Origin of the sequence: Novosphingobium sp. G106 (genome assembly GCF_019075875.1) — a bacterium.
Lineage (GTDB): Bacteria > Pseudomonadota > Alphaproteobacteria > Sphingomonadales > Sphingomonadaceae > Novosphingobium.
Genome location: NZ_JAHOOZ010000001.1, coordinates 2,572,221 through 2,586,046 on the forward strand (window position 1 = coordinate 2,572,221; position 13,826 = coordinate 2,586,046).

Annotated in this window: 8 protein-coding genes; 4 read left to right on the top strand and 4 right to left on the bottom strand. The window is 60.3% G+C overall.

Annotated elements, in window-relative coordinates:
• Window positions 1–455 precede the first annotated feature (455 nt).
• Window positions 456–764, top strand: a complete 309-nt coding sequence (locus KRR38_RS12375; RefSeq protein WP_217401877.1) for a hypothetical protein — start codon at window positions 456–458, stop codon at window positions 762–764.
• A 1,073-nt stretch (window positions 765–1,837) separates the two neighbouring features.
• Here KRR38_RS12375 and KRR38_RS12380 read toward each other — a convergent pair.
• Both KRR38_RS12380 and KRR38_RS12385 read right to left on the bottom strand, forming a co-directional pair.
• The gene (locus KRR38_RS12380; RefSeq protein ID WP_217401879.1) at window positions 1,838–3,817 is read right to left on the bottom strand and encodes a response regulator; all 1,980 of its coding nucleotides are present in this window, start codon (window positions 3,815–3,817) and stop codon (window positions 1,838–1,840) included.
• A gap of 61 nt (window positions 3,818–3,878) precedes the next feature.
• Window positions 3,879–9,257, bottom strand: coding sequence for a HAMP domain-containing protein (locus tag KRR38_RS12385; RefSeq protein WP_217401882.1), 5,379 nt, complete (start codon window positions 9,255–9,257; stop codon window positions 3,879–3,881).
• Window positions 9,258–9,776: 519 nt separating this feature from the next.
• Between KRR38_RS12385 and KRR38_RS12390 the strand changes: the two genes are divergently transcribed.
• Together KRR38_RS12390 and KRR38_RS12395 are read left to right on the top strand one after the other, a co-directional pair.
• Window positions 9,777–10,928 carry a L,D-transpeptidase family protein gene (locus KRR38_RS12390; protein ID WP_217401884.1) on the top strand — a complete coding sequence of 384 codons (1,152 nt, stop codon included), beginning with the start codon at window positions 9,777–9,779 and terminating at the stop codon, window positions 10,926–10,928.
• Between the two features lie 145 nt (window positions 10,929–11,073).
• Window positions 11,074–11,637, top strand: coding sequence for a M23 family metallopeptidase (locus tag KRR38_RS12395; RefSeq protein WP_254514772.1), 564 nt, complete (start codon window positions 11,074–11,076; stop codon window positions 11,635–11,637).
• A 253-nt stretch (window positions 11,638–11,890) separates the two neighbouring features.
• On the opposite strand, the gene KRR38_RS12400 is transcribed toward KRR38_RS12395, so the two are convergent.
• Window positions 11,891–12,040, bottom strand: a complete 150-nt coding sequence (locus KRR38_RS12400; RefSeq protein WP_217401888.1) for a lmo0937 family membrane protein — start codon at window positions 12,038–12,040, stop codon at window positions 11,891–11,893.
• 171 nt (window positions 12,041–12,211) lie between these two features.
• Between KRR38_RS12400 and KRR38_RS12405 the strand changes: the two genes are divergently transcribed.
• Complete coding sequence (locus KRR38_RS12405; protein ID WP_217401890.1) at window positions 12,212–12,622, top strand: low affinity iron permease family protein; 411 nt, start codon at window positions 12,212–12,214, stop codon at window positions 12,620–12,622.
• 490 nt (window positions 12,623–13,112) lie between these two features.
• On the opposite strand, the gene KRR38_RS12410 is transcribed toward KRR38_RS12405, so the two are convergent.
• Window positions 13,113–13,445 (bottom strand): helix-turn-helix domain-containing protein, encoded by a 333-nt coding sequence (locus KRR38_RS12410; protein ID WP_217401892.1) that lies wholly within the window; start codon window positions 13,443–13,445, stop codon window positions 13,113–13,115.
• Between the last annotated feature and the right edge of the window lie 381 nt (window positions 13,446–13,826).

The following is a 13,826-nucleotide window of genomic DNA, read 5'->3' on the forward strand; positions in this document are numbered from 1 at the left end:
TGTCCCCCAAGCGAACGGCGACCCGAAAGGTTGCCGATCAATCAGCCAAATGGTCCGACCAGGATCGGGCGAGGCCGAACCTCGGGTGGAATTGCGACTCCTCCGAGAAATTTTAGTCGCGGCACATCTTTGTCGCGTTTCTACAAGTCTGGTCGGTTAGCTAACGATAGCTATCCCGGCGCGACCCGATGGCTCTGAAAAGAGTCACCACTTGAGGCGGCCTTCGGGCCGCCCTTTTTTGCGTGCCACGCCGGGCATCCTGCATCGAAAGACTGTCCAGAGTCCCGCCGAAGCAGTGACACAGCTTCATTCGTCGATGCGGGCCAGGCGCAGAACACGACTCGGCAACCAACTTCGGAAACCGGATTTCGACCTTTGGTTTCCAGAGTGCGTCCATGGGACTGGATGCCGACAGTGATGTTGGTCGGAGGTTCGAAGAACGAGCCCGGAAGGTAATGACCGCGGACCTTGTCACGCTTGACAGCGTGCAGCGGATCTATGTCGAAAGCCTTTCGACACTGGGCGCGGGATTGCTGGTCGAGGATCTTCCGGCAGTCGGAAGTGAAGTAGTGCTGGCTTGGCCAGCTTATGACATGGCTGGCACAGTCGCGTGGGCTGCGGACCACCGTTGCGGCGTCACTTTTTCTCGCATCATCCCGCTAACGATCGTTGAAGAGATTATTCGCACGAGCGGTGGACGCAATTCGCAAAAGCTTGCGCACTTGCGCGCGCGTGGATCGTTCTCGAAGCTCGGCAAGATCTAGTTGCCTCAGCTCAAGGGGCTTTTGTCTGAGCAGCAACCATTCCCGCTGCCGCGCGCTAATGCATCCGACTGCCGTCGTTGCTCCGTGACTGTCACGTTGCGATCCCTCTCCCCTGAGTGAGCAGCGGCGGCGGTCACTCCATGAGCGTACCTGGCGGAAAGCATGGAGGTTCCAATATAGATCTACCAGTTTCAGACGAAGGCGTGCTTGCCGAGCTTTACGCCTGCCGGCGCGAGTACACCGAGAAGCTGCATACGGCTGAGTCTCGCGGCAATATGCAAGCGACGCACAAGCTCCACATTCGCTTGAGAGAGATCAAATCCCTAATTCTGGAAAGGGGATGTAATCTGGATGGCTAAAGGTCTAGGCCGAGAGAAGCGCCCCGCCGACGCCATCATCCTTGCTGTACATAATACCTAGGACGTCGGCCCGCAGAATATTTTCGGCAGGCGGGATATTTCCCAGGCTTCAGCAGTTTGACCAACGACGCGCCAACCCACACCCCCGCTGGCGCGGAAACCAAAAGCGCTTCATATTCCCTGACCCTCGCCTCGGCGGGGGTTTTTTTATTGGGATTGCTATGGCAACGCGCCCGGGATTTTCAGTCTAACCGCTCTTTCTCTGGCCTATAAGGGCGACGAGTTGTTTGCGGATCGTTACGCCAGCCAAATGCTCTGTGATGTTGGCATAGCGCTCTCTTCTGAGCTGGGCGCGTATCTCCTGCACGTCCACACACGTGCCATGTCGAGCAAGCTCAATTGCCCGTTCGATGGTGCTCTTTTCGGGCAGTCGGGATTTCCTTCGTCGCAACGACTGCCGCCGCCGACACGGAGCATCAGGGAAACCGTGGCAACGACCACAGCAAATTAGTAATCGCAGAAACGCCGGATTGGTTGCGCAGAGGTACGGGCCGAGCACTGCCTGCCCCCTGGTCGCAGGCCCGGCCCTATCGTGCTCTGGGGTCCGACCGAGTGCACGACCCATCGTCCCTAGCAATTTTCGCTAAAGATTTCTGTGCAGAACCAAACACAGCCTGAGCGATATTAACGATCCGCCCAGCAAGGACGCCGCACCTAGACTTCGCGACGGAGGTTGGCAGCCGGGTCCTGAAGCGCTTGTTGCAGCACTAAGAGATCGATAGGTTTTCGTATGACGGGAATGTCGCTGTCATTGTGCGGGACCAGCCGGTCGTCTGCGTACCCGGTCATCAGGATAGTTTGCAGCGATGGCCTGAGCGCCCGTGCGCGCAGGATCGTTTCAGACCCATTGATGCCCGGCATAGCAAAATCGGTCAGAAGAACATCAATGCAGCGACCAGGCTCCGCGAGAAGCTCGAGCGCGCGCAGCCCGCTCGCAGCGGAGACAACATCGAGGTTCAGCTCTTCGAGTTGCCCACCGAGGATTTCCCTTACCGCATCATCGTCGTCTACGAGCAAAATGGACCGGCGCGCCATTTTTCCCATCGGAATAACGTTCCCTGTCTCGCGCATGGCCGCCGGCTTGGCATCGGCAGGCAAGATCAATTCGATTGCTGTTCCCTTGCCGACCTCGCTGCGGATGGCGAGTTTGCCGCCAGATTGCTGTGCAAAGCCAGCGACCATTGAGAGGCCAAGACCGGTGCCCTTTCCTATCTCCTTGGTCGTAAAAAACGGCTCGACTATGCGATCGATCAGATCCCCGGGGATGCCTTCGCCCTCGTCTTCTAAAAGGACTCGGACATAGGATTTCCCAGAGAGCCCCTGGCTGGCCAATTCGGTTGGCTCCAATTCGTCGAAGCGAATAATGATCCTGCCGCCGTCCGGCATCGCGTCACGCGCATTGATGATGAGGTTGACCAGAGCCAGCTCGAGCTGCGACTCGTCCACGAACAGGTTGAGCGACGTGTCAGCATGATCCCATTCGATGTCGATCGTTCCGCCCAGGGTGTGCTCGACGAGACCCAATACCGACTGGCGCAGGCTGGCAGGCGCGACGCAGGTAGGGTGGAGATCCTGTTTGCGAGCAAATGCCATCATCCGGCGCACCAGAGCCGCACCATTCTCGGAGGCGTGGCGCATATGGTCGAGAACGGATTGTTCTTTCTCGGGAAAGGTCATTCGCCGCTGGAGGATGTTGATGCCGCCCAAAATCGTGGCGAGAAGATTGTTGAAATCATGCGCGATCCCGCCGGTGAGTTGCCCGATCGCGTCGAGCTTGCCGGCCTGAAGCAGCTTCGCTTCCAGCTGCTTGCGTTCGCTGACGTCGATCAGCGTTCCTGCATATTCCGGCTGCCGGCCCTCTCCGCCAGGTAAGAGAACCGCCTGGTCGAGGAAGTGCTTGTATTCACCCTTGGCGCACTGCCAGCGATACTCGATCGACATCGCCCCCGTCAGCTTCCTCTCTTCGAGAGCAAGCAGTGCGCGTTCGCTGTCTTCGGGATGGAGCCGGTCGGCCCAGAGAGTTGGATTTGCCTCCACTTCGGCGAAGGGAAAGCCTGTTACGGCGTCGAAATTGCCTCCAACGAATTGCGGCACACGCGGAGTGCAGTTTTCGGGCTCGAGGTAAAGGATGATCGGCAGGGAGCTGATAATTGCCGCCTGACGAATGCGACTCTCGTCGAGTTCGCGCTGGATTTGCAGCTTTTCGAGCTGCGCCCGGTAGTGGGCGTCCCGCAGTTCCTGCTCATCGCGGCTCTTCTCCTCGATCTGGAGACGCATCTCATAAAGGTCGACGAAGACGCCGACCTTCGATCGCAGGACGATGGGATCCACCGGCTTGAACACATAGTCGACCGCGCCCATGGCGTAGCCGCGCATGAGGTGCTCGGTCTCCTTGTTGACCGCGGACAGAAATATGATGGGAATGCGCGCGGTCTGCTGACGCTCCCGGATGAGGCTGGCCACCTCGTAGCCGTCCATCCCGGGCATGAAGACATCGAGCAGGATTACCGCGAAATCCTGCGTCAGGAGCAGGCGCAACGCATCCTTGCCGGACGCGGCGGTCACCACTTCCGCCGTGTCCTGCAGAACATGCGAAAGCGCGAGCAGGTTTCGCTCGTCATCGTCGACGAGCAAGATTCGCGCTCTCGTCTGGCCCAGAGCCTGCGACCGAGCGAGCGGCTCCTCCATCATCACCTCAGGCTGCCTCGATCACCGTAGCGACGATCATATCCTTCGTGCTCCTCGCCCTGCCGATCCAGACGCGCAGCAGCGCGAGCAACAAATCGATATCTACGGGCTTCGCGATGTAATCGGACGCGCCCGCATCCAGGCACTTCTGGCGATCGCCTTTCATGGCTTTGGCCGTAACGGCGACGAGCGGCGTCTCGGCGATCGACGGCATCGACCGAATTTTGCGCATCGTTTCGTAGCCATCCATCTCGGGCATCATGATATCGATGAGCGCGATGTCGATGTCTCGGCGCGTTTCCAGAATCTGGATCCCTGCCGCCCCTCGTTCGGCATGCAGCACCTCGACGTTGTGCGCCTCCAGAACGCTCGTGAGCGAATAGATATTACGGATGTCATCGTCGACGATGAGGATCCGGCTACCGGCGAGCTCGCGAACGACATTGCGCCGGTTCTTGGATGACGCCTTGCGCGTGGCCGGGCGAGCGGTCTTCGTTCCCAGGCGCGCCGCCTCCATGATCGATTGGAACAGCGCGAGGAGCTTGGCTTGATCGGCTGGCTTTTCGGTAACGCCTGTCGCGCCGATATTGAGCGCGTGGGCGGCCTGTTCTGCGCCCGATATGACATGGACCGGAATGTGAGCGACGTCGGGCTCGTGCCGAAGCAAATCGAGCAGGACAAAGCCGTCGATATCGGAAAGACCGAGATCGAGCGTTACGGCCGACGGCTTAAGCTTGCGCACCATTGTCAGGGTCCCTGACCCGGCGGTCGAGATGACGCCTTTCAGGCCCGCCGAATGAGCGATCTCGAGGAGCACGCCGGCAAAGGTGGGATCATCTTCGACGATTAGCACAAAGGGATCGCCGTCTAGCTCGTCGCGATCGTCCGATATCACGTAACTGCCGGTGGAGGCCTCGGCAGTGTCCGAAATCTGCACGATGGGCATGGCTACCGGCAGCCCTACCGATTGGAGCGGCACGTAAAGTGTGAAGGTCGAGCCCTGGTTGGGTTCGGAATGAACTTTGAGCTCGCCGCCAAGCAGCCTGGCGATTTCGCGGCTGATCGAGAGGCCCAGACCCGTGCCGCCGTATTTACGGCTCGTCGTTCCATCGGCCTGTTGGAAGGCCTCGAAAATCAGCTTCTGCTTGTCTTCGGGAATGCCGATACCGGTATCGCTGACGGCAATTTCGATTGCCATCTCCGCGTCGCGCAGCACCGGGTGCGCCTCGCTCCAGCCATGGGTGGCGGTACGGACCACCAACGTGACGCCGCCATGAGCGGTGAACTTGAACGCGTTGGAGAGAAGGTTGAGTACGACCTGCTGCAAGCGCTTTTCGTCGGTGCGGATTGCGGTGGGGAGATCGTCCGCGAAGTCCACCTTGAATGCCAACTGCTTTTCCGTGGCCATCTGACGGAAGGTTCGTTCCATGTGCTGCTTCAGGGCCGCCATCGGCATATCGCCCAGATCGATCGAGACCGTTCCGGACTCGATCTTCGAAAGGTCGAGGATGTCGTTGATCAGGTTGAGCAGGTCTGTACCGGCGCCGTGGATCGTGCGGGCAAACTCGGTCTGCTTCTCGTTGAGGTTGCCCTGCTGGTTGTCGGCGAGGAGCTTCGACAGGATGAGCAGCGAGTTCAGCGGCGTGCGCAGCTCGTGGCTCATGTTGGCGAGGAATTCCGACTTGTACTTCGAGGTCAGAGACAGCTGCTCGGCTTTCTCCTCGATCGCCCGACGAGCCATGTCGATCTCGAAATTCTTGGCTTCGACCTGCCGCTTTTCGTTCTCGAGAAGCTGCGCTTTTTCCTGGAGCTCTTCGTTCGTCGCGTGGAGCTCTTCCTGCTTGCGGGTGAGTTCGGTCTGACGGGCCTGCAGTTCCTGGGTGAGGAGCTGCGATTCCTTGAGCAATTCCTCGGTCCGCATCGTCGCGGCGATCGTGTTGAGCACGATGCCGACCGTTTCCATGAGCTGGCTGAGGAAACTGTGGTGCGTCTCGTTGAATTCCTCGAACGAGGCCAATTCGATGACCGCCTTGACCTCGTCCTCGAAAAGGGCTGGCAGGATATTGATATTGGCGGGAGCGGCCGCGCCGAGGCCCGAACCAATCCGGATGAAGTCGCCGGGAACCCGGTCGAGCCGCATCGGCCGTTTGTCGGCGGCGGCCTGCCCTATTAGTCCCTCGCGCAGTTCGAAGCGTTCCTTGAGCTCCTTGCGGTTCTCCGCGCCGTAACTCGCGACGAGGTCGAGCGTCGGCCCCCCAGCGTCGTTGGCGCCGTTCTCGTTCGCCACATAGAACACGCCGTATTGCGCGTTCACCAGCGGCGCGAGTTCGCTCATGATGAGGTTTGAGATCGTGGTGAGGTCGCGCTCACCTTGCAGCATACGGCTGAAGCGGGCGAGATTGGTCTTCAGCCAGTCCTGTTCCGCGTTCTTGAGGGTCTGATCCTTCAGATTGCGGATCATCTCATTGATGTTGTCCTTCAGTGACGCCATTTCGCCCGACGCCTCGACCGAGATCGAACGCGTCAGGTCTCCTTTCGTCACCGCGGTCGCCACTTCGGCGATCGACCGGACTTGATTGGTCAGGTTCGCCGCGAGCTGATTCACGTTGTCCGTGAGGTCGCGCCACAGGCCGGCGGCCCCGGGCACGCGCGCCTGACCGCCGAGCCGGCCTTCGACACCCACTTCGCGCGCCATGTTGGTCACCTGGTCGCCAAAGGTGGACAGCGTCTCGATCATGCCATTGATCGTCTCGGCAAGCGCCGCGATCTCGCCCTTCGCATCGAAGGTCAGCTTGCGCTTGAGGTTCCCCTGCGCCACCGCGGTCACGACATCCGCAATGCCGCGCACCTGGTTGGTGAGGTTGGTCGCCATCAGATTGACGTTGTCGGTCAGGTCCTTCCAGGTGCCGCCGACGCCGCGCACTTGCGCTTGCCCGCCAAGCTTACCTTCGGTGCCCACCTCGCGCGCGACGCGCGTCACTTCGGAGGCGAAGGAATTCAGCTGGTCGACCATCGTGTTGATCGTGTTCTTCAGCTCGAGAATCTCGCCCTTCACGTCGACGGTGATCTTCTTGGAGAGGTCGCCGCGCGCCACGGCCGTAGTAACATCGGCGATGTTGCGGACCTGGCTGGTGAGGTTGTCGGCCATCAGGTTGACGTTGTCGGTGAGGTCCTTCCAGGTGCCGCCGACGCCGCGGACCTGGGCCTGCCCGCCCAGCTTGCCCTCGGTGCCGACCTCGCGCGCGACGCGCGTCACCTCCGACGCGAAGGAGTTGAGCTGGTCAACCATGGTGTTGATGGTGTTCTTCAGCTCGAGAATTTCGCCCTTCACGTCGACCGTTATCTTCTTCGACAGGTCTCCCGAGGCCACGGCTGTGGTAACTTCGGCGATGTTTCGGACCTGGCCGGTGAGGTTGTCAGCCATGGCGTTCACATTGTCGGTGAGATCCTTCCATGTGCCGCCCACGCCCTCGACCTGCGCCTGGCCGCCAAGGCGGCCCTCGGTGCCGACCTCGCGCGCGACGCGCGTCACTTCGGAGGCGAAAGAATTCAGCTGATCGACCATCGTGTTGATCGTATTCTTCAGCTCCAGAATCTCGCCTTTCACGTCGACCGTGATTTTCTTCGACAAGTCGCCGCGCGCGACCGCAGTGGTCACCTCGGCGATGTTACGGACCTGACCCGTCAGGTTGCGCGCCATGGCGTTCACATTGTCGGTCAAGTCCTTCCAGGTGCCGCCGACACCTTCGACCTGGGCCTGGCCGCCAAGACGCCCTTCGGTGCCGACCTCACGCGCCACGCGCGTAACTTCCGAGGCGAAGGAATTGAGCTGATCGACCATCGTGTTGATCGTGTTCTTCAGCTCTAGGATTTCCCCCCGCACTTCGACGGTGATCTTTTTCGACAGATCGCCGCGCGCAACCGCGGTTGTCACCTCGGCAATGTTGCGGACCTGGCCGGTGAGATTATCGGCCATAAGATTGACGTTATCGGTCAGTCCCTTCCAGGTTCCCGCGACGCCCGGCACCTGCGCCTGGCCGCCCAATTTGCCCTCGGTACCCACTTCGCGGGCGACGCGCGTCACCTCGGATGCGAAGGAATTGAGCTGGTCGACCATCGTATTGATCGTGTTCTTGAGCTCGAGAATCTCGCCCTTCACGTCGACCGTGATCTTCTTCGACAAGTCGCCCGAGGCCACCGCTGTCGTCACTTCGGCGATATTGCGCACCTGGCCGGTGAGGTTGGCCGCCATCAGATTGACGTTCTCGGTGAGGTCCGCCCAGGTGCCGCCGACGCCCGGCACCTGCGCCTGGCCGCCGAGCTTGCCCTCGGTGCCGACCTCGCGCGCCACGCGCGTCACTTCGGATGCAAAGCCGTTGAGCTGATCGACCATCGTGTTGATCGTGTTCTTGAGCGCGAGGATTTCGCCCTTCACGTCGACGGTGATCTTTTTGGAGAGATCACCGCGGGCAACGGCCGTCGTCACTTCGGCAATGTTGCGAACCTGCCCGGTGAGGTTCGCCGCCATCGAGTTCACGTTTTCGGTAAGATCCGCCCAGGTGCCGGCAACGCCAGGAACCTGCGCCTGGCCGCCGAGCTTGCCCTCGGTCCCGACCTCGCGTGCAACACGCGTCACTTCGGAAGCGAAGCCGTTGAGCTGATCGACCATGGTGTTGATGGTATTCTTGAGTTCGAGAATCTCGCCCTTCACGTCGACGGTGATCTTCTTCGACAGGTCACCGCGCGCAACGGCCGTCGTCACTTCGGCGATATTTCGGACCTGGCCGGTGAGGTTCGCCGCCATCGAGTTCACGTTGTCGGTGAGATCCTTCCAGGTGCCGGCAACGCCTTTCACCTGAGCCTGACCGCCCAGCTTTCCTTCGGTGCCCACCTCACGGGCGACGCGGGTGACTTCGGACGCAAAACTTGCGAGCTGCTCCACCATCGTATTGACGACCTTGCCGATGCGCAGGAATTCGCCGCGCAGCGGCCGGCCATCGATTTCCACGACCATGGCTTGTGACAAGTCGCCCTTGGCGACCGCGCCGATGACGCGCGCGACTTCCGTCGTCGGCTGCATCATGTCGTCGATGAGTTCGTTGATTGCGCGCAGTTTGGCATCCCAGCCGCCCGTGGCGCTGCGCACTTTGGCGCGATGGCCTATCTTGCCTTCCTTGCCGACCACGCGCGAGAGACGCTCGAATTCTTCTGTGATATCCTGGTTGAGGCCAACGACCTCGTTGAAGAGCGACGCGATCTCGCTATCGCAGTTCGGATCGTCCTCGGGCAAGCGGACGGAGAAGTCGCCGGCGCGCAATTTTCGCAGGGCAGCGATTAACTGCCGGCGTTCAAGGCCAAATTCGCCTGGCGCGGTGATCTGGTTCATTGATGCCCCCACTCTTGTCGAGCATTGCAGACGCAGCGCTCCCCGCGCCTAAAACGCGTTTCGCACCCGCCGGTTCCCTTCGACGTCGCATATCAGGATGGCCGGGGATCCGAGGGCGACGAACTGCGCCACTTTGCCATTCTCGCCTTGCCCGATGGCGCCAGGTAAGCCGAGAAACGACCGCCATCGCGAGCGCGAATAACCACGTGATCTCAAACTTGCTGGCGGGATGAACTTACCGGACCTGGAAACCGAACGAATGCTGCGCGGAACCGGTCCTCTATTTGCAGCGATCCTGAGTGGAGCGCCTTTACCTACGCCAATCCGGGACTTGACCAGCACATGCGCCAGCTCGGCGCCGCCGGCATGCCGGAACGCGCGTGCCGACGAAGCGCTGCCCTGCCACGGCCATGAATACACAAGGTTCGGCAGCGGCGGAGGCCGCGCAGCCATATAGGAGGCCACGCGTTTGAACCTTAAGGCGAGAGCTTAATCTGCTCCAGCCACCTGGGAGTTTTCATGCGCGCTGCACTCATTGCCCTGCCGCTTTGTCTGTCGCTCGTGGCCTGCAACATCGATCCGAGCGGCGGAGCCTCCCGGGAGGCCGAGAAGAAAAACGCACCATCGGCCTCCCTTCCCGCGCGTGCGGTAGATCCGCTTGCAGCGCATGACCCCGCGTCAGGCGGTGCGCTGGAGCCCACGCTCGCCGACGACAAGCCGCGCCCTTTGATGCAATTGCAGGTCGTGCTGGACCGGCTCGGATTCACGCCGGGCGTCGTCGATGGGAAGGAAGGCCAATCGACGCGCAATGCCATCGCAGGTTTCCAGGAAGCGCGGTCGCTACCGATTTCCGGCGAGCTGGACGATGCTACCCGCCAGGCTTTGGCCGGCTGGAACAACATTCCAGCCACGCGCCTGGTTACGATTCCGGCAGATTTCGCGGCAGGACCTTTCGTAACGCTTCCACACGATCCCGCAGCGCAGGCCAAGCTGCCCGCGCTCGGCTATCAGTCGCTCGATGAGAAGCTCGCCGAGCGCTTCCACACGACACCCGAAACGCTGCGTATGCTCAATCCCGCGCCGGCTAGCCCCGGAACATCGGGCGCTGCTGATACGAACGCAGCGGTATCGACGTTCCATTCTGGCCAACAGATCCGGTTGCCCAACGTTGGCGCTGACCGGATCGACGATGGCATGGTCCCAGACGCGCCTTGGCGCGACACTCTAGCTTCTCTTGGCGTCGGAACGGCTCAGCCACAGGCCGCGAAGATTGTCGTAAGCAAGTCTGAAGGTACGCTTAAGGCCTACGACGCTGCCGGCAAGCTGGTCGGGATGTACACAGCGACGATGGGCTCGCAGCACGACCCCCTGCCGATTGGTAAGTGGAAAGTCGTGGGCGTCGCGCGCAACCCGGATTTCGCATACGATCCGGCGCTGTTCTGGGACGGCTCCGACAATGCGGCCAAGCAGAAGCTTCCGCCCGGACCCAACGGTCCGGTGGGAGTCGCCTGGATCGACATCGACAAGAAGCACTACGGCATCCACGGCACGCCCGAACCCTCGACGATCGGGCAGGCCGAAAGCCATGGCTGCGTGCGGCTTACCAACTGGGATGTCGCGAGGCTGGCCCAGATGGTGAAGCCGGGTACCCAGGTCCTGTTCGAGACCTAGTATGCGGCGGGCCTGGCGATCACGAGGCCGAGCGGCCGGCATCGGCGTAACACTCGCCGCCGCGGCCGCCTTCGTTGTCGCGGCACACTGGTTTCAGCAGTCCAGCGTTCCTCCCGAAGCGCCGAGCCAGCAGCCTTCCGAGCTAATGCTCAAGGCCGCTCCGGGCCATCGCGCAACTGATCCCGCGCAGGAGGCAGAGGCAGGTCTGATCATTCCTGTGGCGGGAGTGCGGCCAGCAGATCTGGTCGACACATTCGCTCAGGCCCGGGCGGACGGAGGAAGACAACACGACGCGATCGATATCCTGGCGCCGCGTGGAACTCCCGTGATCGCGGCAGCGTCTGGCACGGTCGAGAAGCTGTTTCTTTCGAAAGACGGCGGAAACACGGTCTACATACGATCGCCCGATGGCCGTACGCTCTTCTATTACGCCCATCTCGAAAACTATGCGCCAGACCTAACCGAAGGATCCAGGATTGCCCAAGGTGCGCCGATCGGCACGGTGGGTTCCACCGGGAACGCGGATCCCACAGCACCTCATCTGCACTTTGCGATCTGGTCAACCGCGCCGGAACGCAAATGGTGGGAAGAGGCGCTAGCGCTTAATCCCTATCCCTTGCTTGCCCGGCCGCCGAAAAAAATCAGCGCCGCGCCCCCGCGGATCAACGTTATTGCGCGGGCGTCACACCCGGTGCGGGTGTCGCCGTGACGGTCGCGGTCGGACCGGGCACGACCACAGTTTGCGTAGGACCAGGCACAGGAACGACGACAGTTTGGGTTTGACCGGAAACGGGCACTGCAACAGGCACGACGGTGGTCGTAGTTGCTTCCGTCGCGGCGCCCGGAGGATAGGTGGTCTCCTGTTTGCACCCTGCGAGTGCGAGGAGTGATCCCAGTCCAACACCCGTAAGCTTCAAGATCATGCGCATTATCTTGCCTTTATTGGGCGAGTGAAGGTGGCATCAGACGCCCCGCCGCCCGGTCACAAGCTGATAAACGATCACGACCACGGCTATCACCAGGAGAAGATGGGTCAGGCCGCCTCCCACATGGAATGCCACAAATCCCAGCGCCCATAGAATGAGGAGGATGACTGCAATCGTCCAAAGCATCTGCTTGCCTTTCTCCAACCGCCACCGACTGCGAACCCTATGCGAAGCGGTTGGTTCCAAGGACCCAACCGCATTGTGAAAAAGCAATGAAGCTGAACTGGCTACTTTCGGGTTTCGAAAATCGCCCACTGCTCGAAAAGCACGGCGGAAGCGGTCATTTGAGGAACGCCAATGGATCGAATGTTTACGACTATCGCCAGCAGATGCGCGCACGCCATGGGGCAACCTGCGGCTTTCATCTTCTCTACTTTGCTGGTCGTCTTGTGGGCAGCGGCGGGTCCGGTCTTTCATTATTCAGACACTTGGCAATTGGTCGTGAACACGGCAACGACGGTCCTTACATTCTTGGCGGTATTTCTCATTCAAAACAGCCAGAACCGCGATGGCGCCGCAATCCAGGCGAAGCTCGACGAGATCCTTCGTTCTCTCGACAAAGCTCGCGATCAGTTTGTGGGAATCGAGCATCTGACCGACGCGCAGATTTGCGAGATCAGGGATGCCCTGGAGACGGACATCAAGAACGCCAATGCAAACGGAGCCTCAGCGGACGCATCGGTCGAGCAATTGCTCGACCGCCACTGAGCGGCGTGTTCGAACGCTCGTCCAGGGAGTTGATCAATGGGCTACAAGATGGGCCAACCGGTACACGTCAAATCCTTGGGCACCGCCGCTCGCGTCATGCGGATCGATGGAAAACGCGTCCTTTGTAAAATTCTTAGCACGCGCGCGGAAGAATGGTTTCCCGCATCGGATATAAAGGCAGTTCCTAATCGGAAGCTGTAGATCGACCAATTATACCGAACGAGGGGGTTGCCGGGGTTTTCCGACTTCAGCGGCTCTGGGATCAAATACGTAATCCAGTCTCCATCCACTTCGGCCTGCCGCGCGAGCTGAACCTCCGCTTGTCTGAGGTCTGCGACGCGCCGGCGCTCTGGGCAAGGTTGATACCGTACCATCTCACTCACTTGGCATGTTCGAACGCCAAGCTGAACGTATGGCCGGTTTGAAGGAGCTTGTCCGGGTTTGCCGAATGTCCGCAAAGTCGGCGGTCGTGACCCATCGAGCGACGGACCTAGTACGAAATGTTGATCTCCACATCGGCTGGATTGACTCCAGCGAGAAATGCGATGCGCTCCTTCGAAACACGAATTTCTTGGTGAAGCCGGAGTGAGTTTACCTGGTCCCGTTCTTCAGCCTGCGCGTCGAGCGCCTGATCCATTCCGAACGGCCGCGCGATCAACGTCTCGATATGTTCACGATAAGGTTTGTTCGCTTTGCGCTCGGTCCGTTCCCAATGCCAGATCGTTACTCTGCTCACGCCGAGCAAAGCTGCCACTTGCTCAGCGGTCAGGCGATTGGCTTTCCGCCACGCCCGGAGGCGTTCTCCTAACGAAAGCATTAACATCCTCGAGCACCCTTTCACCTCAACTTACGGAACATTAATTTAGAAGTCGTGATGAATCTCCGTGGCGCGCAGCCAGCGGTCCGTTTGGCGGTGTAATGCGGAGGGGGTATCAATCAGGCATCAAAATGGGTCGCACCCGCGTGGCTCTGCGTCTCGCATTGTGTACCGCTTACCGTCCAATCTGCCCTGTAAGAGCCTCGACTCGCTCGCTTGGCATTTATGCGCCAAGTGATTGGGGAATTTTGATGCTATTCAAACCGACGGACGACGGTTGGAGTGCCACGCTGCGCCCAATCGAACTCCTGACCCACTTTCCGAACGCATTCACCTAAGGTCCTAGTAGCCCACCGGAACCGGATAAATAGAATTGTCATCCCAGCC

Coding starts and splice junctions, on each gene's coding strand:
- KRR38_RS12410 (WP_217401892.1), bottom strand. CDS start 13,445: ATGTTAATGCTTTCGTTAGGAGAACGCCTCCGGGCGTGGCGGAAAGCC.
- KRR38_RS12390 (WP_217401884.1), top strand. CDS start 9,777: ATGCGCGCTGCACTCATTGCCCTGCCGCTTTGTCTGTCGCTCGTGGCC.
- KRR38_RS12405 (WP_217401890.1), top strand. CDS start 12,212: ATGGATCGAATGTTTACGACTATCGCCAGCAGATGCGCGCACGCCATG.
- KRR38_RS12395 (WP_254514772.1), top strand. CDS start 11,074: ATGCTCAAGGCCGCTCCGGGCCATCGCGCAACTGATCCCGCGCAGGAG.
- KRR38_RS12400 (WP_217401888.1), bottom strand. CDS start 12,040: ATGCTTTGGACGATTGCAGTCATCCTCCTCATTCTATGGGCGCTGGGA.
- KRR38_RS12375 (WP_217401877.1), top strand. CDS start 456: ATGACCGCGGACCTTGTCACGCTTGACAGCGTGCAGCGGATCTATGTC.
- KRR38_RS12385 (WP_217401882.1), bottom strand. CDS start 9,257: ATGAACCAGATCACCGCGCCAGGCGAATTTGGCCTTGAACGCCGGCAG.